This window comes from Arthrobacter sp. TmtSoilC77 (genome assembly GCF_059739415.1).
Map to the genome: position 1 here is coordinate 4,090,881 of NZ_AP046050.1, position 19,486 is coordinate 4,110,366.

Sequence of the window (19,486 nt, forward strand, 5' to 3'; positions counted from 1 at the left end):
ACAGGTGTCCAGACCTAACGACGGCTATGTGAATAACAGGAGGCCGGAAGCCATCACCCGTAGGCTGAGGCCATGGAATCAATCTCCACTGTGGAACAACTGGAACAATTGATCGGCCTACCCCTGGACCGGGTGCGCCGAAAAGTGCGCACCTCACTGAGCGATTTCGACCGGCAGTGGCTGGCCGCCAGTCCCTTCTGCGTCATCTCGACGGCGGATGCCCAAGGCCGGGTGGACGCGTCACCAAAGGGCGACCCTGCCGGATTCATCGAGGTCCTGGATGACTCCACGATTGCAATCCCGGAACGCCCCGGAAACAAGCTCGCCTTCGGCTTTCGCAACATACTGGAAAACCCGAACGTCGGGATTCTGTCCGTGGTTCCGGGACGCACTGACACGCTGCGAATCAACGGAACGGCATGCATCGTCAGCGACGCCGACTTCTTCGGGAAGATGACGGTCAAAGGCCACCGGCCGCGCGCCGCAGTCGTGGTCTCCGTAGAGGAAGTATTCACACACTGCGGCAAGGCGTTCATGCGCAGCGGCTTGTGGGAACCGGCAACCTGGGACTCGGAGGGCTTGCCGAGCATCGCGATGCTCTCCAAAACCTATGTTCAGCCCGACGCTCCGCTGCAGGACCTTGAAACCTACTACGGGTCCGCTTACGCTGAGCGTCTTTACCGGGAGTAGGCCTCAGGCAGGATAGATCGAAACCAGCGCTGACTTCACGACGAACCGCACGTCCAGGCCCGGTGCCAGTCCGAGATCGGCAGAGGCCGCAGGAGTGATATCGGCGGATAAGGTGCTGCGCTCCCCCCAGCCCGGTCCGGCCGCCCTGACACGGATCTGGTCCCCATGGGGCTCAAGGTCCGTGATGGTGACGGGAAACGAGTTGCGGGGACTACCGTGCACATCGCCCAGGAAGACGGAGACGGCCGACGGCGGGAACGCCGCGACGCCTGCTTGGCCGGGCGTGGGTGACCACACGGGATCGTGCTGTCCGGCGAAAAACCGGCCATCCGGCGTCGTGATTCCCTGTTCTGTGATGATTCCGCTGACGAGGTTGAGCCCCGCAAGTCCGGCGGCGAAGTGGCTGCGGGGGCGTTCCAGGACTTGCCGGGTTGGGCCTTCCTCCACAATCCGCCCATTTTCAACGACAATGACGCGGTCTGCGAGCATGTAAGCATCCAGGACATCGTGCGTGACGATGATGGCCTGCCGCCCCGAAAGGACCCGCTTGAGCACCCTGCGCAGCAACGGAGCTGCGTGAATGTCCAGGGCTGCCATGGGTTCGTCGAGCAACAGGAGTGCTGGATCGGCCGCGAGTGCGCGCGCCACGGCCACGCGCTGGGCCTGCCCGCCGGACAGCTGGGCGGGCTTCCGTGACGCGAGCGGCAGTGCGTCGACTTCGGCCAGCCAATGGCGGGCCGTTTCGCGCGCCACAGCCTTCGACGCACCAGTGCTGCGCGGGCCGAAAGCCACATTGTCCAGGGCATTAAGGTGCGGAAACAACAGGGCTTTCTGGGCCAACAGCGCCGTGCCGCGAAGGTGCGGCGCCCTCCAGAGCCGAGCGCCGCCGTCGAGCTCGAACAACTGCGAGTAACCGATCCGGGCAGTGCCGGAATCCGGCCGCAGCAGCCCGGCAATCACACCAAGCAACGTCGACTTGCCCGCACCATTTGGCCCCAGAACCGCCACGGTTTCCGAAGGACCAAGGCTCAGGGACATGTCGAAATCCCTGGCATCAAGGCGTGCCCGCAGCTCAAAACTCACGGCTGAACCTCCACCCGGGCGCCAGCATTGCGACGACCATAGCTGAGTCCTACAACCGCCATGGCGACTGCCACGAGGACGAGCGACAATGCGACAGCGGAATCGGCGTCGGTCTCGCGTTGCAGGTAAATTTCCAGCGGAAGGGTTCGGGTTACGCCTTCCAAACTGCCGGCGAACGTGAGCGTGGCGCCAAACTCGCCCAGGCTCCGGGCGAACGACAACACCGCTCCGGAAGCCAATCCCGGCAAGACGAGCGGCACGGTCACGCGGCGCAGGACGGTTGTGGGACGCGCGCCCAACGTTGCGGCGACCAACTCGTAACGGTTCCCCGCTGATCGCAGCGCCCCTTCGAGGCTGACCACCAGAAACGGCAAAGCCACGAAGGTTTGGGCGAGGACGACGGCGGTGGTGGAGAAGGCGATCTGGATACCGGCCACTTCGAGCGACTTCCCCAGCAGGCCTTGGCGGCCGAACGTGTACAAGAGGGCAATACCTCCGACGACGGGCGGCAGCACCAGCGGCAACAGGACGAACGCCCTGAGCAACCGTTGGCCCGGGAAGGGGCTGCGCGCAAGAACCAACGCCAGCGGAATGCCCAGGACGATGCACAACGCCGTGCTCGCCGCTGACGTGCGGAGGCTCAGCCAGAGCGCAGTGACTGAGGATTCCGACGTGATCAGTGGAATGAACTGCGGCCAGTTGACCTTGGCCACCATCGCCACCAGCGGCAGCAGGACAAAAAGTGCCCCAGCTGCTGCGATGACGTAAATCCATGGTGGAACGCCGGTATAGCCGGTGCCACTGCGACGGTTCATGAAGTCCTTACCGGGATCCTTACGGGGTGCCGAATCCGGCGTCGTTCAGCACCTTCTTGCCCTCGCTGCTGGTGACCATGCCGATGAATGCCGTGGCGAGTTCCTTGTTCCTGCTCGCGCCCACTGTAGCAATCGGGTAGGTGTTCACGGCTTTGTCCGACTCCGGGAAAGGGATGCCCTTGACCTTGTCGCCTGCGTTTCTGATGTCTGTGACGTAGACAAGGCCGGCGTCGGCCTCCTGCGAGGTGACCTTGCCGAGCACGTCGGTTACCGACGACTCCTCGCTGACCGGTTTCAGCGTGGTTCCGGTCGCCGTCTCAATGGTTTCGGCGGCAGACCCACACGGAACCTGCGGCGCGCAGACCACTACTTTTACACCCGGTTTGCCGAGGTCGGCAAAGGAAGCGATCGACGCCGGGTTGCTGGGCGGGACGGCGATCTCCAGGACGTTGGTGGCAAAGTTGGTTGCAGTGCCGTCGACCAATTTTGCATCAGAAAGCCTGGTCATGTTCTTGGTGTCGGCGGATGCGAAGACGTCAGCCGGTGCACCCTGGGTAATCTGCGTGACCAGGTCAGAGGAACCGGCGAAGTTCAGTGTGACTTTGGTGCCGGGGTTCTTCGCCTCAAAGTCGCTGGCCAGCTTGGTGAACGTTGCCTTCAGGGAGGCCGCAGCAAAGACGGTGATCGTGCCATTGGGCTGATTCCCGGTTGCCGCTGGGCCCGTGGTGCTGGAAGCACAGCCGGCCATGGTTGCCGCCAAGGCTACTGTGGCAAAGAGCGCGCTTGTCGTGCGTGTGCGCTTCATACGATGCTCTTTCCTTGGGGCGTTTCGATGATGACGGTGGTGGCCTTGACCACGGCAGTAGCGACTGAGCCGAGTTCGAGCCCGAGTTCACGGACGGCTTCGCTGCTCATCAGGGAAACGACGCGGAACGGTCCGCATTGAAGCTCTACCTGGGCCATGACTTTGTCCGCCGTAATACCCGTAACGAGTCCCACAAAACGATTGCGGGCCGAACTTCCAGACCGCGCAGGGTCATCAGGGAGGTGCGACTGGTCGCGTGCAAGCTTGGCGAGTTCCAGCCCATCCACAGCCAGCCTGCCCGATGCGTCCTTTTGGGCGGTCAGGGTTCCGTTCTCCGTCCAGCGCCTCACTGTGTCATCGCTGACTCCCAAAAACCGGGCTGCGTCGGAAATTCGTATTTGCGGCATGAGACGAGTCTAGATCCGTAGATGCGGATTGAGAGTCATGATTTCACCGCAAACGAAATATGACTTCGTGGTCGCCGTCGAACGCAGTGGGCGAACCGCGTGAGGCGAAGCGAAAGCCTTCCGTAAGCATTACCCATAGCCCGCCGGGGGCCGCAGCCGTACTCTGTTCTAGGGAGAGAGTCTCAGGCGCGAAGGAGCGTCCCATGGAATGGATTCGTCCGGACAACCCGGATTATGACGAAGCCCGTAAGCTCTTCAACGCGATGATCGACCGCAGACCGGCCGTCATTGCAAAGTGTTCAGATCCCGCCGAAGTGGCCGAAGCGCTCAGCTATGCGCGGACCCACAATCTGGATGTCGCCGTGCGTTCCGGCGGGCATTCAGTGGCTGGCATGTCTACGAACGACGACGGATTGGTAGTGGACGTCCGTCCCATGAAATCCATCAGCGTTGACCCCGAGGCGAAAACTGCCACGGTGGGCGCCGGAGTGACGTGGAGCGAGTTCGACCGCGCCACGCAGCAGCATGGGCTCGCAGTCACGGGTGGTCGCGCATCTACCACGGGCGTTTCCGGTTTCACCTTGGGCGGCGGCTCAGGCTGGCTGGAACGCTCCTACGGTTTTGCGTGCGACAACCTGCTCTCCGTCGACCTGGTGACTGCGTCCGGCGAACGTGTCACTGCCAACGCGGGCGAGAATTCGGAATTGTTCTGGGCGCTCCACGGCGGAGGCGGAAATTTCGGCGTGGCGACCTCGCTCACCTTCCAACTCCACGACCTCGGCCCTACGGTCATGGCCGGGCTTATGCTGTTCCCCGGCGAGGAAGCCACAGGCCTGTCCCGCGCCTTCCGGGGATTGGCACTTGAGGTTCCCGACGCCGTCGGGACAGCCCTCGTGTACCTCACCGCCCCGCCGGAAGAGTTCGTGCCGGAAGACATGGTGGGCAAACTCGCCGTCGGAATGGCCTACCTGTATGCAGGCGACCTTGAGGCCGGAGAAGAGCATGCGAAACCATTCCGCGAACTCGGGCCAACAGTAGACCTCGTCTCGCCCATGCAGTACGCCGATTTCCAGTGCATGATCGATGACCCTCCGGACCATTACAACTATTGGAGCGCCGACTATCACAACGAACTCAACGACGATGCCCTGGATCTCTTCGTAGCCTCCGCCAACCGGCTGCCAGGTGCGCACTCACAGCAGCTCATTGCACGCTGGGGAGGAGCAGTGAGCGGACCGGCGGCTGCGAACACCCCACTGCAACACCGTGGCGCCGCTTGGGTCAGCCACCCGTTTGGCTTGTCCGAGACCCGTGAGGGCGGTCAGGAAGCCAAGGCCTGGGTCAAGCAGTTCCGCCAGGAAATCGCTCCGCACACCACGGGCGGAGTGTGGCTGAATTTCATCGGTGACGAAGGCCAGGACCGGATCATGGCGGCCTATGGAGAGCAGAACTATCGGCGGCTCTCCAAGGTCAAAGCCGCGTTCGATCCTGACAACGTGTTCCGCGGCAACCAGAACATCCTGCCGGCGGAGCGCTGAGTTCCCCACGCTCCTTCCCAGTTGCTGTGAATCACACGGGCAGTGAAGCCTGTGTTTACGGGGCGGACGCTCGGCGGTAGCCGCTCCGATGACCGGTAACTGGGAAGGATCGTTTGGCTTACACTTTGCCCATGGCCGTATACGTCGATCCTCCCCTGTGGCCTGCGCACGGGACGGTGTTTTCGCACCTCGTGTCCGACAAGTCCCTTGACGAGTTGCACGCGTTCGCGGCAGCCGCCGGAGTTCCGGAGAGGGCCTTTGACGGTGACCACTACGACGTACCTGAACGGCGCTACGATGACCTCGTTGCTGCGGGGGCAATCCCTGTGGAAGCCCGGGTCCTGGTCCGCAAACTTATCGCCAGCGGCCTTCGAATTCCTGCCCGGGAACGGAGCAAGGCCTTGACAGTGCCTCTGATGGAGCGTTGGAACAGCATCTACCCTGGGCACGAAGAACTGGGCCTGGAACTGCTGGAGCGCTGGGGCGAAGACGGCCGGAAATACCACAGCCGGACGCACTTGCTGGCTGTACTTGAAGCCTTGGATACGTTGACCGAACCCGCGCTGCCCGCCAGGACAGTGTCTTTGGCAGCCTGGTTCCACGACGCCGTGTATGAAGGCGTCGCGGGCCAGGATGAGGAGGACTCGGCACGTTTGGCCGAGGACCGGCTCTCTGCTGCCGGTTTGGCGCCCGACGATGTTGCTGAGGTGGCGCGCCTTGTCCGGCTGACCGCCACGCATAGCCCCGAACCCGGTGACCACGCCGGCGCACTCCTCTGCGACGCCGACCTCTCCGTCCTTGGTGGCGACGAAGAGTCCTACGCACGGTATCTGGCCGCCGTCCGCGAAGACTACGCCCACGTCAGCGACGCCGATTTCGCCCAAGGGCGCGCCGCCGTCGTACGCCATTTGCTGTCCTTGGAACCGCTCTTCCACGGTGACCGCGCCAAAGCGCTGTGGGCCGACGCCGCCCATCGGAACCTGGTCTCCGAACTCGCATGAGCGAAGCCGGAGCGCCGCAGCGGCAACTTCCGTACTCAGTGCGGTTTGAATGGGGGCTCGACGGCGCCCGTGCAGTGGTGCCGCATGCTGACCTTGCGGTGGTTGTGGACGTCCTCTCGTTCACCACGTGCGTCAGCGTTGCGGTTGATCGTGGGGCGGCCGTTTTCCCCTACCCGATGAGGGACGCTGCTGCGAGCGAGTTTGCTGCACATCATCACGCTGCGTTGGCGGGGCCGCGCGGTGGGGAGGGGTTGAGTTTGTCGCCGGCGAGCTTGCGTCATGCGCCGCACCTGGAGCGTGTGGTCCTGCCATCGCCCAACGGCTCGACGCTCAGCCATGAGCTCGCCAACTCAGCCCGGCAAGTAGTGGCTGTGTGCCTACGCAACGCCGCCGCGACCGCCGACTGGGTCCATGCGAACCTGCCGGATGACGCCGTAATAGCTGTCATCGCCGCAGGTGAGAAGTGGACCAATGGTTCGTTGCGGCCCGCTTTGGAGGACGAGCTAGGAGCAGGAGCCTTCATCGCCGGACTAGCAGGCTCGGGGCGCCGTAATTTCTCACCGGAAGCCGGATCTGCGGCCGCGGCCTTCGACGCAGCCGAGCCCAACCTGGCTTCCGTGATGCGGGGCTGCTCAAGTGGTCGTGAACTGATCGATGGCGGCTTCATTGAGGACGTGGCAATCGCGGCCGAGTTGGATGGCAGCACGATGGTTGCCCTGCTGACGGATGGGTCTTTTCAGGGCATCCGTCCCACCGATTAGACGACTCGCTGCAGGCCAGACGGTAGGAATCGTCTGCCGCGCTGCGAGTCGTCTAAATGGAGCGGATCACCTCAGCGATAGGTACTGACGAACGGCTGGTTGGTCGGCACAATCTGCTTGCCGAGAGGCATGAGCGACACCGGGATCAGCTTCAGGTTGGCGATTGCCAGCGGTATCCCGATGATGGTGATGGCCATGGCGAAAGCAGTGACCACGTGGCCAATCGCTATCCAGATGCCCGCGACCAACAACCAAATCACGTTGCCCAAAAGCGCGAAGACACCCGTTCCGCCTGGCTTCTCCACCACCATCCGGCCAAACGGCCACAAGCAATAAGCGCCGATCCGGAACGAAGCGATGCCCCAAGGAATGGTCACAATGAGCACGCAACAGATAATGCCTGCTGCGAAATAGCCCAATGCCAACCAGAAACCACCGAAGACCAGCCAAATGATGTTGAGCAGCGTTTTCATAGTCTCAATTCTCCCTTGCCGGACCGACATTAAGCCTAGGGGTGTGCCCTGAATTGGCCCTGACTTTTGCTAGGCCAGGAGCCCGTCCAGCTTGTCGAAGGACGTTCCCCAGCCCTCGCGGGTCATGTCAACCCATTCTTCGGATTCGAACGGCCCCTGCGTCATTACCAGGCGGGTTCGTCCGCCCAGGTCTTCGAACTCCAGGCGCATCTCGAGCTCATCGCTGCTGGATTCCTCGCCCGATTTCGCTGAGGCCACGAGAAGCGCCGGCGGGTTGAGCTCCGTGATGACAGCATCGATAGGACCTTCTTTGGTTTCATCGCCCTCCGTCCAGGTCATCACCACTTGCCACACGCCGCCAACGCGCGGGTCAATGACGATCGTCTCGCGCGGAGAATCAACCCCGGCCGGCCCGAACCACTTGGTCAGCTGATCTGGGTCCATCCAGGCGTCGAAGACGCGCTCACGGGGAGCATCGAACTCGCGGGTCATGGTCAGGGTGTGTTGTTCTGTGCTCATTGTGTGACTCCTGGTTTTCGTGTGGTCCGTTGGCTTGGTTCCGTGTTCCGTGCGGGTCCGTGTGTGGTTCCGTGCGTGGTTCCGTGTGTGGTTCCGTGTGTAAAGTCCAGTGGCGTGTTCCAGTGAATCGTGTCGTCGGGAGCGAGTCCAGGGTGTGCCAGTGCTAATTCGGATGCTCTCTCACATCATCACCCGATTTGTCCAACGTTCTCTCACATCATCACCCGAATTGCCCAACGTTCTCTCACATCATGAATCGTCGGAGACGTCGTGTCAGCCGCAGGACGTGAGAGAGGAACACACCAAAAACCGCAGGACGTGAGAGAGGAACACACCAAAAACCGCAGGACGTGAGAGAAGAACACACCAAAAACCGCAGGATGTGAGAGAGGAACGCACCAAAAACCGCAGGACGTGAGAGAGGAACGCACCAAAAACCGCAGGACGTGAGAGAACGTCAGGCTTTTGCAGCTTCCACGAATGCTCGGATCTTCGCCAGGTCCTTCACTCCCCGGGACGACTCAACACCCGAGGAAACGTCCACGCCCCAGGCATCGGCCGCTGCGGCAGCGAAGGCCACGTTTCCGGGTTCGAGTCCGCCTGCGAGCAGCCACTCCCGGCCGCCGAGTCCCTTCGCCCGTACTGAGGCATAGTCCCAGGATTCTCCCGAACCCGGCACGGCGGCATCGATCAAGAGCAGATCCTCGCCCAGATCACTGAACTCGTCCGGAGCGGCACCCATGGTGACGGCCCGGATGAGCCGCATCCCGGCGTCGTGCACTGTTTTGACGTCCTCGGCAGTCCGCGTGCCGTGCAGCTGAACCCAGGTGAGTCCTGCGGCGCGCGCAACAGAAACGGCATCGGCGGCGGGCTCGTGCCGGAAAACAGCCACGGCCTTAACGTTTGCGGGGACCAGTGGCAGCAGGATACGCACCTGGTCCGGGGTGACTTCACGTGGGCTCGAAGTCAGCACAAAGCCGACGGCGTCCGCACCCGCGTCCACGGCAGTGCGCACGGATTCGGGCGTGCTCAAGCCGCACACTTTGACGAACATTCCGTGCCTCCAACCGTATTCCCACGTTTTCCACATATGACGTTAGCAAGCCATGCTGACAACGCAGAAGCTGTGTCCACCACTAGGCTGGTCGGATGGAGATCATCCGCTTTGCCGACATCCACCCCGAACCGTGGCGCAACGGAGGCGGGGTGACGCGCGAACTAGCCAGCCACCCGAAGGTCGCCTCGGCCCAGGACGGGGCTTGGGATTGGCGCGTCAGCATCGCCGATGTTTCCAAGGCCGGAGACTTCTCCAATTTTCCGGGCATGGAACGGGTCATCACCATCATTGACGGTGAGTTGCTCCTGCTGACCGTCGACGGCGAAGAGCACCCGCTGGAGAAGTATCGTCCGTTCCGTTTCTCCGGAGAGGCGGCATCGTCGGCCACGCTGCCCACCGGCGACATCCGGGACCTCAACGTCATCGCCCGCGCAAGTGCCTTCAAGGGGTACACCTCCATCGTCGAGATCTCGAAGAAACGCGCCCACCCCGTGTTCGAGGGACAGTTGGCCGTCCTGCTGGAAGGCAAGGCGACGGTCGCTCCTGGCACGGATCCGGTGGAAGGCGCCTCTGTGGAGAATGAGTCCGACAGCGCCAGCCCGGCTACCAGCGCGGCCGAACCGGTTGAACTGAACCGCTACGACGCCGTGGTGGGCTCCGATACGCGCAGCCCCGAGATCTCGGGACGGGGTTTTGTTGCCGTGATCTCCATCGACAAAGTGGACCCCGCGAACGTCTAGGCTGGTGACTTTCGCCACCCGAAGTGGCCACGGTCTGCAGGAGTTGCTAGCCTGAAATGAAGGTTCCGCTCTGGAACCTCCGGACGACGGTTCAGTACCCGGCACGCGACAAGACTGGCCAAAGGATCTGTCATGTCGTGGTTAATTCTCATTCTCTCCGGAGCGCTCGAGGCCGTTTGGGCTGCTGCCCTTCACCGCTCAAAGGGATTCCGCAAGCCAGTCCCCACTGTCATTTTCCTGGTAAGTGTCATCGCCAGCACCGGCGGCCTCGCGATCGCCATGCAATCCATTCCCACGGGTACGGCGTATGCGGTGTGGGTGGGCGTCGGCGTCCTCCTGACGTCGGCTTACGCCATGGTCACCAAGGTGGAACGCGCGACGACGGCCCGGCTCCTGCTGCTCGCAGGTATCGGCGCGTGCGTGGTTGGCCTGAAGGTGGTGGCGTAGCCATGGCTGCCACAACGACCACCCGGAACTCTGCGAAGAACGGCCTCTTCTGGCTGGTTCTCCTTGCCTCCGCCGTCCTCGAAGCCGTGTGGGCCACAGCTCTGGGACTCTCCAACGGCTTCACCCAGCTCGCACCGACGATGGTCTTCGCTGTCACCGCGCTGCTGAGCATGTTCGGTTTGGGCATAGCCGTGAAGCGCATCCCCCTCGGCACGGCCTATGCGGTATGGGTGGGCATCGGTGCGGCGCTCACTGTTGGCTGGGCCATGCTCAGCGGCGTCGAACCCGCCAGCCCGTTGAAGCTGTTCTTCATCGCCGGAATCGTGGGTTGTGCTGCCGGTTTGAAGGCGCTGCCGTCCGACAAACCCCAGGCGTCCGCCGAGTAGCCAGCACTCCTCCGCGCTCCTTCCCAGTTGCCTCTCCCGGCACCCCTGGTCGAGCAGGAGAAACCCCGCAATCACAGGGGCGGGCATGCATGCGGGCCGGGTGCTACCCGGACCAACTGGGAAGGAGCGTCGCCCACACCCGGAGAACCAGCAGGAATACCCAAGCCCACGGCGGGGTTCACGCCAACAAAGGGCACTTCGAATACCAACACGCATGGGAGAAGTTCATGACTGCAGTTCAACTCGGCGATGGCCTTACTGTGAGCCCCCTTGGCTTTGGCGGCATGGCCCTGACACCGGTCTATGGGGGAATCGACCCCGCTGAAGCCTTGCAAACCCTGCGGCATGCGGTGGATGCGGGAATCACCTTCATCGATACCGCAGATGTTTACGGCGCCGGAAGCAACGAGGAGTTGGTGGGCCAGCTCCTGAAAGACCGGCGGGACGAGGTCCAATTGGCCACGAAGTTCGGGATAGAGGGCAACGCCGCGAACGGGTACACGGGAGTTCGCGGCGATGCGCCCTACGTCAGGCAGGCAGCAGAAGCGAGCCTGCGCCGCCTGGACACTGACGTCATTGACCTCTATTACCTGCACCGCCGTGACCTCCGCGTTCCGATAGTGGAAACCGTGGAGGCCATGGCGGAGCTGGTCCGTGAGGGCAAAGTTCGCCACCTCGGCCTGTCTGAGGTGACAGCCGAGGAGCTTCGGCAGGCCAACGCCGTCCATCCCATTGCCGCAGTCCAGAGCGAATGGTCAATCTGGAGCAGGGATGTTGAGCAAAACGTTGTTCCTGCAGCGAAGGAACTCGGTGTTGGCTTTGTGCCTTATTCGCCGCTCGGCCGCGGGTTCCTCACAGGAACCATTAGCGCGAGCGACTTGGGCGAAAACGACTTCCGCCACAAGATTCCCCGCTTTGGTGACGAGGCCCTTGATGCAAACCAGGCCGTCGTGGCCGCGGTTCGTGAGGTAGCCGATGACCTGGGTGCAACTCCTGCCCAGGTAGCACTGGCCTGGCTGTTCACCCAGGGCAAGCGCCTTGGGCTGCCGGTGGTCCCCATCCCCGGTACGCGCAAAACGCACCGCATCGACGAGAACCTTGGCGCGCTGTCCCTGCAACTGGGAACAGCGCAACTTGAAGTGCTCGACCAAGCCGCGGACGCCGTCGTGGGTTCACGTTCTGCGGACCCCAACTGGGTGTCGCAAGGCCGCGAAGCCAACAGGACCACTGCGTAGACTGAGCCGATGGATTCGCTTATTCACTCATCGCGCGACGTCACCATACGGAGCATCTCCGTCAGCGAGATGAACAACAACGTGTATCTGCTGACCTCGAAGTCCACAGGCGTGCAGCTGTTGATCGACGCCGCCGATGACCTTCCAGCCATTCAGCAACTCCTGAAGGACAGCGAAGCGGATACTTCCGAAGTGCCGAAGCTGGTCCGAATCGCCACTACCCACCAGCATTGGGACCACATCCGCGCCTTGGGTGAGCTGGTGTCCGCGACCGGCGCCAGCACTTCTGCAGGAGCGGACGACGCCGATGCGCTGCCCGTTCCGGTGGATGTCCGGCTTGGTCACGGCGACGTCGAGCGGTTCGGCGACTTCGAGATCACGGCGGTCCACTTGCGCGGACACACCCCTGGCTCGATCGCTTTCATTTACCAGGATCCGGACGGGCCGGCCCACATTTTCAGTGGAGACTCGTTGTTTCCGGGAGGCGTCGGCAACACACAGGGCGATCCTTCACGTTTCACTTCACTGTTGAACGACGTGAAAGAGCGGCTGTTCGACGTTTATCCGGACGAGACCGTGGTGCACCCGGGCCATGGATTGCCCACGACCCTCGGCGCCGAGCGGCCACACCTTGAGGAGTGGCGCGCCCGAGGCTGGTGAGCAGGCGTTGCGGGGACTTAGCGGCCGCGACGCTCGTTCGACGCGGGAGCCGAGGCGCGACGCGGGCCACTGCGTGCCGGACGACCCGCGCCTGAGCCCCCACGAGCGGAGTTGCCGGAGGCACCCGAACCGTAGGATCCACCGGACGTAGCGCCCGTAGCGGAAGACCATACGGCCTTGTTTCCGCTGGTACGGGTGCTCGTGGTGGAAGCCGTGCGCGGAGCCGAAGCCGAGCGCTGGCCACCGGTGGCAGCGCGCTGGCCCGAAGCGGGACGACCACTACGGCCGCCTTGGCCCTGCGAGCCGGGAACGTCGTTGCGGTGAGTTGCGCCAGCCTTGCCGCGACCACGTGAACTGCGGGCGACGTCGTCGTTCATTGCCGCGCGACGATCAGCGCGGTTGATGTCCGTGCGAACCGGCTCAGCGGCGACCTTGCCGCGTCCGCCGCGGCCGCCACGGCCACCCGTTGTGGGAGCCGCCTGACCGCCAGTACGGCGTGCGCGCTTGCGCTGGGCATTGGCGCCCGTGGAGGTGCCGCCACCCTGCGGGGCTTTCGCCGCGAGGAGGGCTGCACGGGTGCGGGGGTCGACCTTGTCCGCGATGTCGCCCACGAGCTCGGCGACAAGCGGGGAGTTGGCCGTGACGCGCTCGAACGATACGTCCACGCCGGCAGCCTTCATGAGCTTCTTGACGTCGCTCTGCTGCTCCGGGAGTGTCAGCGTTACAACGGTGCCATCGGAACCGGCGCGGGCCGTACGGCCTGAGCGGTGGAGGTATGCCTTGTGCTCCGTGGGCGGGTCAACGTGGATGACGAGTTCGACATCGTCAACGTGAACGCCGCGGGCTGCGACGTCGGTGGCCACCAGGACGCGAACGTCACCGTTGGAGAACTCGGCCAGGTTGCGGTCGCGGGCGTTCTGCGACAGGTTGCCGTGAAGGTCGACGGCGGGGATGCCGGCGTCGGTGAGGGTCTTGGCAAGCTTGCGGGCGTGGTGCTTGGTCCGCATGAACAGGACGCGGCGTCCGGCGCCGGAGGCCAGTTCGACGATGAGCTGCTTCTTGACGGTCTGGTCGTTGACTACCAGGACGTGGTGTTCCATGGTGGTGACGGCAGCCTGCGGGTCATCCACGGAGTGGGTGAGCGGGTTGGAGAGGTAACGGTTGACCAGCTTGTCAACACCGTTGTCCAACGTCGCGGAGAAGAGCAGGCGCTGACCCTGTGTGGGGGTCATGTCCATGAGCTTCTTGACCACCGGAAGGAAGCCGAGGTCTGCCATGTGGTCTGCCTCGTCCAGCACGGTAACTTCGACGGCCTCAAGGGTCAGGATGCGCTGGCGGATCAGGTCTTCGAGACGGCCCGGGCAGGCAATGACGATGTCGACGCCGGCGCGCAGTGCCTTTTCCTGGCGTGCCTGGGAGATGCCGCCGTAGATCACCGTGGTGTTCAGGCCCATGGCCTTGGCCAGCGGCTCGATGGTGGCGTTGATCTGGGTAGCCAATTCACGCGTCGGAGCAAGGACCAGGCCCATGGGGCGGCCCGGCTTGCGGAAGTGCTTGGCTTCACGCTCGGCCAAGCGGGCCACAAGCGGGATGGCGAAAGCGATGGTCTTGCCGGAGCCGGTGCGGCCCCGGCCCAGGACGTCGCGGCCTGCGAGCGTATCCGGGAGGGTCTTCACCTGGATGGGGAATGCCTCTTCGATGCCGTCTGCGGCGAGGGATTCAGCAATGGCCTTGGGCGTGCCAAGGGCAGCAAAAGTAGTCATTTACTAATGTCTTTCGGGCGGTGTCCAGTTGCGGACATCGGCCCCCGACGCCGGTTGGGCCAGGGGTTCGCCGAGGAAAAGTCAGGTGGTCTACCGGTTCGCTGCTGGAGCGTTGGCCGGGACCAAATGGAACGCGTTCATCGACGCAGGATGTGCCTCTCACATGAAAAATGCCCCGTCACGTAGCCTTTTGGGCCACCTGCTTCAGGGCGTCACCGCACATCAAGTGTCCCCAGTCTAGCAGTGTTCGGCGTCGAGTCCCGCATTGGGCTACTTATGCGTACGTTCGGCTACTTATGCAGCGAGGGCTCAGGTTGGGCTTCCCGCGTTGTGGAGGCGGCCGCCCGGGTGGCGACCCGGGGCGCCATGGCGAGCCCGACGACGGCGATCACCGCCGTCAGTGCGAAGACCCCCGCAAACGGGTTCGTCGTCGTAAATGCTGCGAAGACGAGCCCCGTGGCAGCGAGGGCCAGGGCGCCTCCCAGGGAATCGGAGATGGACATCGCTGCGCTGTTGAAGCCCTGGTTATCGGGAGTCGAGAGAGCCAACGTCATGACGCTCAGGCGTGGGTACATGAGCCCCATGCCCCCGCCGGCAAGGATCCAGCCCCCAATGGCAATGGCTGCCGGCAGCGCCAATGCCGCAGTCACCAGGGCCAGCACGATTGCCACCAGCACCAGCGCGGCACCAATTTTCACCGCAAGGGCATCGGGCAGCTTGGAACCCAACCGGCCTTGGAGGGCAGACGCCCCTGCCCATGCGAGCGCAGCGCCGGTCAGTGTGAGCCCGGCAAACGTCGGCGTGAAAGCGTACTGTTCGGTCAGCAGGTATGGCAGGTAGACCTCGGCACCGAAAAACGCTGCCGACGCCAAACCGCGGGTGAGGATCACGCTGGGAAGGCCGCGGTGGGCGACCAGCGTTCCGCGCGGGACCAAGGGCCGTACCGCCACCACGGCAAGGACAAGCGCGACGACGGCAATCACCCCGCCCACGCCCGGCACCTCTGCTGACAGGTTCAGTGCGAGGACGGTCAGGGCGGCCAGCGCCGCCCAGCCCATGCGTCCGAAAGCCCACGGCACAGTTTCGGTGGCGGGCTCCGAGGTCATTCCCCGCACAGCCGGCACCACCATCAGCAGTGCCGGAACAACCAGCCCCACCACGCCCAGGAATACCCAGTGCCAGCTGCTGAGCTGCGCCACGATGCCAGCGGCGAACGGGCCCACGAGTGATGGGATAACCCAGGATGCGGCAAACGCGGCGAAGATTTTGGGATGCAGAGCCGGCGGGTAGACGCGGGCCACCAACACATACAGGGCAACGGTCATGGCACCGCCACCGAGTCCCTGCACGAGGCGCCCCAGCACCAGGACTTCCATGCTTCCGGCTGTTCCTGCGATCAACAGGCCGGCGACGAACAGTGCCACCGACGCGTACAACGGTGCCGCCGGACCCCGGCGATCCGACCAATTACCTGCTCCGACCATGCCCATCACGCCGGTCGCCAAGGGGCCGGCGAAGGCCAGCGCGTAAAGGGTGGCTCCGTCCAGGTCGCGGCTGACGAGCGGCATGATGGTGGTTACCGCCAGGGACTCGAAGGCGCTGAGGAAAACGAGCGCACAAGCACCAACGGTAGCCAGCAGGTATGGACGGCGGAGTATCCCGGCCGTTGAGGTGTCAGAGGTCATGGACGCTACCCTAGAACCTCAACTAATGTTGAGGTCAATCCACCACGACCAGCACCGGAGGACCAGCCATGCCACAAGTTCCCGGCAGCGCCCATCGGCCCCTGAGCATTGGCGAGCTTTCCGAGCGGAGTGGGGTATCGCCGTCGGCCCTTCACTTCTATGAACGAAATGGGCTCATCACAGCCGAACGCACGGCCGGAAACCAGCGGCGGTACCGGCGTGAAACGCTGCGGAGGGTGGCTTTCATCAAAACATCGCAAAGAGTTGGCCTTCCTCTGAAGGACATCCGCGAGGCGCTGGACTCCCTGCCGGACGGACGGACGCCCACCAAACGGGACTGGACACGGTTGTCGTCGCGGTGGCGCAAGGAACTCGACGAACGGATTGCTGCGCTGCAACACCTGCGGAACGATCTGGATGGCTGCATCGGTTGCGGTTGCCTGAGCCTGAAATCGTGCACGCTTCAGAATCCGGCCGACGAGCTGGGGGCGACCGGGGCAGGAGCGCAACGCTGGAACCTGTCCGGCCAGCCGCATTAGATGATCGCCGTCATGACGTTCCATCCCACTCCCACCTGCACGCGCGGCGAGTATCCCCCGAAGCCCTGCCCTGGGTAGAGCCACAGGGTCCCGCTGGCGTCGCGCGCCAGGATGTCCGGCACGTCGTCGCTGTCGAAGTCGCCCGGCGTGACGATGGCAGACATGACGTTCCACTCAATGCCAACCAGCAGCGGCTGATGCCAGCCGCCCGTGCCGTCCGGTTCGTAAAGGAACAGAGTTCCCCACGTATCCCGGGCAAGGACATCGCTCCCTGGCGAACGCAGGTTTCCCGGCCCCATGATGGCCGTCATCACGTTCCAGCCCGTGCCGACCTTCGATTTGGGAAGCCAACCGCCTGAGCCGTTCCCCGGATACAGCCAGAGGTCACCAGCACTGTCCCGGGCAAGGACATCGGCTTTTCCATCGTCATCGAAATCGCCTGGGGCCACGACGGCGGTCATCGCGTTCCAGCCAACGCCGACTTTGGAGCGGGGCAGCCAATCAGCATTGCCGTCGCCCGGATACAGCCACAAATCACCAGCCTCGTCGCGTGCCAGGACGTCCGGTTTGCCGTCACCGTCAAAGTCGCCTGAGGCCATCAACAGGTTCATGATGTTCCAACCGGAGCCAACCTGTGAACGGGGCAGCCAGCCTTTATTGCCGTTTCCGGGGTACAGCCACAGGCCGCCGGCGGAGTCCCTCGCCAGAACATCCGTGGCGCCGTCAGAGTTGTAGTCTTTCCAGACGTTCTCCGGCTGTCCTGTACTAACAGCCACGACGTAATTGCCCTGGTTGCCAGGAACGACGTACCCCATGGAGCCGTCCGGAACGATGACAAGTTGACGTGGAAGCAACCCGTCATCCAGGTTGATGACGCCCGCAGGCTTGAGCGTCGGCAAGCTGAGGACATTGATGCTGTGGCCAAGCACATAGAGTCGTCGGCCATCCGGGCTGACCTGGACCGTGAGGGGCCCCATGTTCATGACCGGGCCTTCAGAGAGGCTGACCGGCGTCAGTGAATTCCCTTGAAGATCGACTTCAGCCACGTAATAGTCATTGGGGCGCTGGTCCACCACGAAGGCCCGTGAACCATCGGGGGTGAAACTTGGTGCGGTGGCCACGGACTGGGTCACCACTTCCCCGATCACGGTATTCGTGGTAACGCCTGCGATGGCAATCCCGCCTTCGAGCTTGGGATAGTACAGCCTGGATCCGTCCGGAGACATGGATCCTCCGGTTGAGGTCCCGCCGAGCGGAATGGTGCTGGTCACGGTGTTCGTCGACGTCTCGATGGCGGAAACCGACTGGTCCAGGAGATTCAGTGCGAAGACCTTGGCCCCATCCGGCGTCACAAGTACCTGCGTGGGCTCGCGACCAACGGGAATCGAGGAAACCACGGACGCCGTCGCAACATCGATGACCGCAACCGAGCCCGGCGTCGAGCCCGTGTCCGCCGGCGTCCCATACACAGCCGCGTAAACGCTGGACGCGTCGGGAGTAAATGCGAGGCTGAAGACCGGGCCGTCCACCGGTATGTCCACGACCGTTATGGCGGCGGTGTCCACGACAGTCAGGAAATGCTCCTGGGACTCGCTTGTTGCCAGGTAAACCCTGGCGCCGTCCGGGCTGACCTTCATGGCAGTAACATCCCGGACATCGATGCTCGCAGATACGGTGCTGGTGGCAACGTCGATCGTGGCGAACGCCCCGGAGCCGGACACTGTGAACAGCTTGCGCCCGTCCGGACTCGCCTCAGCGAAGTTGGGGCTGGGAACCTCGATCCTGTAAGGCGTCCCGAAAGTCGCCATGGGTGCGACGGTTGGCACGGTGGCTGCCGCGACGGCGTCGGGCTTTAGCGTATTGGCCTGGGCCGGTAACCCTGAAGCCATAAGCGTTAAGGCCGCCGCCAAAGCCACAAAGGCAGCACGCGCAGTGAATGTAGGCGTCCGGAACATCATGAATCCCCCGTTTCATGCGCCACTGACTTGTGTCCGGCGCTTGGCTCAAACGCTAGTCACCATCAAATGGAAAAACCAGATCATTTGTTCGTATGTGTGTTTTGCCGAAGCAGCAACGGGCGTTGCCTTTCGTAGCCTGCTCACGGCACGCTTGGCTTATGGCTGAACACACTCACGACGGCGGCACTCCCCACCCCACGGACGGCACCTCCGGCAGCACCCTTGGCAGCGGACACCAGAACGCCCATCAGGACACTGACCACAGTGGACCGCGGCATGGCGGGCTCAACCTCCACGAGGACGCCGACAACGCCGCTGACATGTGGGACGGCATGTACAAGGAGCGTCCAAAGGTCTGGAGCGGAAATCCGAATCCCCAGTTGGTCGCCGAAGTGGCCGGCCTCCGCGCCGGAACGGCCCTGGACCTTGGCTGCGGCGAAGGTGCAGACGCCATCTGGCTCGCCGGGCAAGGCTGGACGGTCACCGGAATGGATGTATCGGCCGTCGCGCTTGAACGGGCCGCAGCCCACGCATCGGAGTCGGGCTACGCTCACCGGATTACCTGGCAGCAGCAGGACCTTGCCGAGTGGAAGCCGGAACCCATCTTTGACCTCGTGTCAGCACAATTCCTCCACAGCCCCCTCCTGCCGTGGCGCGACTCCGTGGCTTCCGCGGCAGCGGCTGTGGCTCCGGGCGGGACGTTGTTGGTGGTCGGACATCACCCTCATGGGCTCGCGCCGTGGAGCCACCACCGTGAAACGGGCATGTTTTTCTCGCCGGAACAGTTGGCTGGGGCGCTTCGCCTGGACCGCGAGCCGTGGTTCGTCAACGTCCTTACTTCCCGGGAACGCACCGTCACCGGCCCAGAAGGCGGGGCGGCTACCGTTTTGGACACCGTCCTGCGGGCCACCAAGCACCCCTGAT

At 63.5% G+C, this 19,486-nt stretch carries 21 protein-coding genes and 1 riboswitch; of the genes, 11 read left to right on the plus strand and 10 right to left on the minus strand.

The genetic code is table 11. From position 1 onward, the window contains the following. Positions 1-72: 72 nt before the first annotated feature. The gene (locus AC6I99_RS18840; protein WP_497944340.1) at positions 73-690 is read left to right on the plus strand and encodes an MSMEG_1061 family FMN-dependent PPOX-type flavoprotein; all 618 of its coding nucleotides are present in this window, start codon (positions 73-75) and stop codon (positions 688-690) included. 3 nt (positions 691-693) lie between these two features. Here AC6I99_RS18840 and AC6I99_RS18845 read toward each other — a convergent pair whose 3' ends face one another. The 4 genes from AC6I99_RS18845 to AC6I99_RS18860 are packed head-to-tail and all read right to left on the minus strand — an operon-like array spanning position 694 to position 3,800. After that, the gene (locus AC6I99_RS18845) at positions 694-1,773 is read right to left on the minus strand and encodes a sulfate/molybdate ABC transporter ATP-binding protein (RefSeq protein ID WP_497944339.1); all 1,080 of its coding nucleotides are present in this window, start codon (positions 1,771-1,773) and stop codon (positions 694-696) included. Next, a complete protein-coding gene (locus AC6I99_RS18850; protein ID WP_497944338.1) occupies positions 1,770-2,588 on the minus strand; it encodes an ABC transporter permease in 819 nt (272 codons plus the stop codon). The genes AC6I99_RS18845 and AC6I99_RS18850 overlap by 4 nt, the downstream gene beginning before the upstream one ends. Positions 2,589-2,607: 19 nt before the next feature. Next, positions 2,608-3,393 (minus strand): molybdate ABC transporter substrate-binding protein, encoded by a 786-nt coding sequence (gene modA / locus AC6I99_RS18855; protein ID WP_497944337.1) that lies wholly within the window; start codon positions 3,391-3,393, stop codon positions 2,608-2,610. After that, entirely contained in the window at positions 3,390-3,800 is a 411-nt protein-coding gene (locus AC6I99_RS18860) for a TOBE domain-containing protein (protein ID WP_224089103.1), read from the minus strand. Before AC6I99_RS18860 ends, modA begins: the two co-directional genes overlap by 4 nt. A gap of 203 nt (positions 3,801-4,003) precedes the next feature. Here AC6I99_RS18860 and AC6I99_RS18865 point away from each other — a divergent pair, with 203 nt between their 5' ends. The 3 genes from AC6I99_RS18865 to AC6I99_RS18875 all read left to right on the plus strand — a co-directional run bounded on the left by AC6I99_RS18865 (position 4,004) and on the right by AC6I99_RS18875 (position 7,100). Continuing rightward, positions 4,004-5,338 (plus strand): FAD-binding oxidoreductase, encoded by a 1,335-nt coding sequence (locus AC6I99_RS18865; RefSeq protein ID WP_497944336.1) that lies wholly within the window; start codon positions 4,004-4,006, stop codon positions 5,336-5,338. 131 nt (positions 5,339-5,469) lie between these two features. Beyond that, positions 5,470-6,339 carry a DUF4031 domain-containing protein gene (locus tag AC6I99_RS18870; protein WP_497944335.1) on the plus strand — a complete coding sequence of 290 codons (870 nt, stop codon included), beginning with the start codon at positions 5,470-5,472 and terminating at the stop codon, positions 6,337-6,339. Beyond that, a complete protein-coding gene (locus AC6I99_RS18875) occupies positions 6,336-7,100 on the plus strand; it encodes a 2-phosphosulfolactate phosphatase (protein WP_224165452.1) in 765 nt (254 codons plus the stop codon). Before AC6I99_RS18870 ends, AC6I99_RS18875 begins: the two co-directional genes overlap by 4 nt. A 71-nt stretch (positions 7,101-7,171) precedes the next feature. On the opposite strand, the gene AC6I99_RS18880 is transcribed toward AC6I99_RS18875, so the two are convergent. The 3 genes from AC6I99_RS18880 to AC6I99_RS18890 form a co-directional block, all read right to left on the minus strand. After that, positions 7,172-7,573 carry a YccF domain-containing protein gene (locus AC6I99_RS18880; protein WP_216926600.1) on the minus strand — a complete coding sequence of 134 codons (402 nt, stop codon included), beginning with the start codon at positions 7,571-7,573 and terminating at the stop codon, positions 7,172-7,174. Positions 7,574-7,642: 69 nt separating this feature from the next. Then, positions 7,643-8,092, minus strand: a complete 450-nt coding sequence (locus tag AC6I99_RS18885) for an SRPBCC family protein (protein ID WP_497944334.1) — start codon at positions 8,090-8,092, stop codon at positions 7,643-7,645. A gap of 457 nt (positions 8,093-8,549) precedes the next feature. Further along, a complete protein-coding gene (locus tag AC6I99_RS18890; RefSeq protein WP_497944333.1) occupies positions 8,550-9,146 on the minus strand; it encodes a phosphoribosylanthranilate isomerase in 597 nt (198 codons plus the stop codon). A gap of 95 nt (positions 9,147-9,241) precedes the next feature. Here AC6I99_RS18890 and AC6I99_RS18895 point away from each other — a divergent pair, with 95 nt between their 5' ends. From AC6I99_RS18895 to AC6I99_RS18915, 5 genes are all read left to right on the plus strand, one after another. Beyond that, on the plus strand, positions 9,242-9,889 hold the full coding sequence (locus tag AC6I99_RS18895; RefSeq protein WP_497944332.1) for a HutD/Ves family protein: 648 nt from the start codon (positions 9,242-9,244) through the stop codon (positions 9,887-9,889). A 57-nt stretch (positions 9,890-9,946) separates the two neighbouring features. Continuing rightward, positions 9,947-10,012: riboswitch (guanidine-III (ykkC-III) riboswitch) on the plus strand. A 9-nt stretch (positions 10,013-10,021) separates the two neighbouring features. After that, positions 10,022-10,336 carry a DMT family transporter gene (locus AC6I99_RS18900; protein WP_224165456.1) on the plus strand — a complete coding sequence of 105 codons (315 nt, stop codon included), beginning with the start codon at positions 10,022-10,024 and terminating at the stop codon, positions 10,334-10,336. 2 nt (positions 10,337-10,338) lie between these two features. Continuing rightward, positions 10,339-10,722, plus strand: coding sequence for a DMT family transporter (locus AC6I99_RS18905; RefSeq protein WP_224089120.1), 384 nt, complete (start codon positions 10,339-10,341; stop codon positions 10,720-10,722). A gap of 227 nt (positions 10,723-10,949) precedes the next feature. Beyond that, positions 10,950-11,957 carry an aldo/keto reductase gene (locus AC6I99_RS18910; RefSeq protein WP_497944331.1) on the plus strand — a complete coding sequence of 336 codons (1,008 nt, stop codon included), beginning with the start codon at positions 10,950-10,952 and terminating at the stop codon, positions 11,955-11,957. Positions 11,958-11,966: 9 nt separating this feature from the next. After that, a complete protein-coding gene (locus AC6I99_RS18915; protein WP_497944330.1) occupies positions 11,967-12,617 on the plus strand; it encodes an MBL fold metallo-hydrolase in 651 nt (216 codons plus the stop codon). 17 nt (positions 12,618-12,634) lie between these two features. On the opposite strand, the gene AC6I99_RS18920 is transcribed toward AC6I99_RS18915, so the two are convergent. Together AC6I99_RS18920 and AC6I99_RS18925 are read right to left on the minus strand one after the other, a co-directional pair. Continuing rightward, positions 12,635-14,380 (minus strand): DEAD/DEAH box helicase, encoded by a 1,746-nt coding sequence (locus AC6I99_RS18920; RefSeq protein WP_497944329.1) that lies wholly within the window; start codon positions 14,378-14,380, stop codon positions 12,635-12,637. A 290-nt stretch (positions 14,381-14,670) separates the two neighbouring features. Further along, positions 14,671-16,065 carry an MFS transporter gene (locus AC6I99_RS18925; RefSeq protein ID WP_497944328.1) on the minus strand — a complete coding sequence of 465 codons (1,395 nt, stop codon included), beginning with the start codon at positions 16,063-16,065 and terminating at the stop codon, positions 14,671-14,673. 68 nt (positions 16,066-16,133) lie between these two features. On the opposite strand from AC6I99_RS18925, the gene soxR reads away from it, so the two are divergent. Beyond that, a complete protein-coding gene (gene soxR, locus AC6I99_RS18930; protein ID WP_224165461.1) occupies positions 16,134-16,604 on the plus strand; it encodes a redox-sensitive transcriptional activator SoxR in 471 nt (156 codons plus the stop codon). On the opposite strand, the gene AC6I99_RS18935 is transcribed toward soxR, so the two are convergent. Then, positions 16,601-18,562 carry an FG-GAP-like repeat-containing protein gene (locus AC6I99_RS18935; protein ID WP_497944327.1) on the minus strand — a complete coding sequence of 654 codons (1,962 nt, stop codon included), beginning with the start codon at positions 18,560-18,562 and terminating at the stop codon, positions 16,601-16,603. The two genes, soxR and AC6I99_RS18935, sit on opposite strands and share 4 nt — an antisense overlap. 158 nt (positions 18,563-18,720) lie before the next feature. Here AC6I99_RS18935 and AC6I99_RS18940 point away from each other — a divergent pair, with 158 nt between their 5' ends. After that, positions 18,721-19,485, plus strand: a complete 765-nt coding sequence (locus tag AC6I99_RS18940) for an SAM-dependent methyltransferase (RefSeq protein WP_497944326.1) — start codon at positions 18,721-18,723, stop codon at positions 19,483-19,485. Position 19,486: the final 1 nt, after the last annotated feature.

What these genes read in the sequence shown, in the direction of transcription:
- AC6I99_RS18840 (WP_497944340.1), top strand. Translation starts at nt 73, where the DNA reads ATGGAATCAATCTCCACTGTGGAACAACTGGAACAATTGATCGGCCTA.
- AC6I99_RS18850 (WP_497944338.1), bottom strand. Translation starts at nt 2,588, where the DNA reads ATGAACCGTCGCAGTGGCACCGGCTATACCGGCGTTCCACCATGGATT.
- modA (WP_497944337.1), bottom strand. Translation starts at nt 3,393, where the DNA reads ATGAAGCGCACACGCACGACAAGCGCGCTCTTTGCCACAGTAGCCTTG.
- AC6I99_RS18860 (WP_224089103.1), bottom strand. Translation starts at nt 3,800, where the DNA reads ATGCCGCAAATACGAATTTCCGACGCAGCCCGGTTTTTGGGAGTCAGC.
- AC6I99_RS18865 (WP_497944336.1), top strand. Translation starts at nt 4,004, where the DNA reads ATGGAATGGATTCGTCCGGACAACCCGGATTATGACGAAGCCCGTAAG.
- AC6I99_RS18870 (WP_497944335.1), top strand. Translation starts at nt 5,470, where the DNA reads ATGGCCGTATACGTCGATCCTCCCCTGTGGCCTGCGCACGGGACGGTG.
- AC6I99_RS18875 (WP_224165452.1), top strand. Translation starts at nt 6,336, where the DNA reads ATGAGCGAAGCCGGAGCGCCGCAGCGGCAACTTCCGTACTCAGTGCGG.
- AC6I99_RS18880 (WP_216926600.1), bottom strand. Translation starts at nt 7,573, where the DNA reads ATGAAAACGCTGCTCAACATCATTTGGCTGGTCTTCGGTGGTTTCTGG.
- AC6I99_RS18885 (WP_497944334.1), bottom strand. Translation starts at nt 8,092, where the DNA reads ATGAGCACAGAACAACACACCCTGACCATGACCCGCGAGTTCGATGCT.
- AC6I99_RS18890 (WP_497944333.1), bottom strand. Translation starts at nt 9,146, where the DNA reads ATGTTCGTCAAAGTGTGCGGCTTGAGCACGCCCGAATCCGTGCGCACT.
- AC6I99_RS18895 (WP_497944332.1), top strand. Translation starts at nt 9,242, where the DNA reads ATGGAGATCATCCGCTTTGCCGACATCCACCCCGAACCGTGGCGCAAC.
- AC6I99_RS18900 (WP_224165456.1), top strand. Translation starts at nt 10,022, where the DNA reads ATGTCGTGGTTAATTCTCATTCTCTCCGGAGCGCTCGAGGCCGTTTGG.
- AC6I99_RS18905 (WP_224089120.1), top strand. Translation starts at nt 10,339, where the DNA reads ATGGCTGCCACAACGACCACCCGGAACTCTGCGAAGAACGGCCTCTTC.
- AC6I99_RS18910 (WP_497944331.1), top strand. Translation starts at nt 10,950, where the DNA reads ATGACTGCAGTTCAACTCGGCGATGGCCTTACTGTGAGCCCCCTTGGC.
- AC6I99_RS18915 (WP_497944330.1), top strand. Translation starts at nt 11,967, where the DNA reads ATGGATTCGCTTATTCACTCATCGCGCGACGTCACCATACGGAGCATC.
- AC6I99_RS18920 (WP_497944329.1), bottom strand. Translation starts at nt 14,380, where the DNA reads ATGACTACTTTTGCTGCCCTTGGCACGCCCAAGGCCATTGCTGAATCC.
- AC6I99_RS18925 (WP_497944328.1), bottom strand. Translation starts at nt 16,065, where the DNA reads ATGACCTCTGACACCTCAACGGCCGGGATACTCCGCCGTCCATACCTG.
- soxR (WP_224165461.1), top strand. Translation starts at nt 16,134, where the DNA reads ATGCCACAAGTTCCCGGCAGCGCCCATCGGCCCCTGAGCATTGGCGAG.
- AC6I99_RS18935 (WP_497944327.1), bottom strand. Translation starts at nt 18,562, where the DNA reads ATGATGTTCCGGACGCCTACATTCACTGCGCGTGCTGCCTTTGTGGCT.
- AC6I99_RS18940 (WP_497944326.1), top strand. Translation starts at nt 18,721, where the DNA reads ATGGCTGAACACACTCACGACGGCGGCACTCCCCACCCCACGGACGGC.